Below are 682 nucleotides of genomic sequence, written 5' to 3'. Positions count from 1 at the left end.
AGCGGCTGCTCGCCGAGGCAGAGCTCGAGAAGGCCGCGCTCAAGGAGCTGGCTGAGGGAAACTTCTAGGCCCGGGCAGGCGCCGCGCCGCCGTCGACCACCTCAAGCGCAAGCTGCGGGTGAGCGAACGAATGGCGTGCCGTCTGGCCGGGCTGAGCAGGTCCGCATACCGTCGCCCGCTCCAGGGTGAGACGACAGCCGACCCGGACCTGGCGTTGCGGGACTGGCTGCGGGCGTATGCGAAGAAGCACCCGCGGTGGGGATACCGCAGGGCCTACCACGATGCCCGCGGCGAGGGGTGGGTCGTGAACCACAAGAAGATCCAACGGCTCTGGCGCGAGGAAGGGCTGCGCGTCCCGCAGCGGCGTCACCGCAAACGCGTTGGGTCTTCGACCGTCGACGCCCCGGCAGCGGTCGCACCGAACCTCGTGTGGGCGGTGGACTTCCAGTTCGACGCGGACGAGCAGGGCCGTCCGATCAAGATCTGCTCCATCGTCGACGAGCACACCCGCGAGTGCATCGGCGGGCTCGTCGAACGGTCGATCACCGCGGACCGGCTCACCGCCCACCTCGAGGACCTCGTCGCCGTCCGGGGCGCCCCCGCGGTGCTCCGATCCGACAACGGCCCCGAGTTCATCAGCGACGCGATGGCCGACTGGGCCGGCACCCGCACCGGCCTGTTC

Annotated in this window: 1 pseudogene; it reads left to right on the top strand. The window is 70.5% G+C overall.

Annotated elements, in window-relative coordinates:
• A pseudogene (locus tag RF644_RS18720) lies at positions 1 to 682 on the top strand (IS3-like element ISAar43 family transposase); the annotation flags it as partial.

The sequence above is a fragment of the Kocuria sp. CPCC 205258 genome (assembly GCF_040981005.1).
Lineage (GTDB): Bacteria > Actinomycetota > Actinomycetes > Actinomycetales > Micrococcaceae > Kocuria > Kocuria rosea.
The sequence above is the reverse complement of the archived record's forward strand: the minus strand, read 5'-3'. Positions and strand labels throughout refer to the sequence as shown.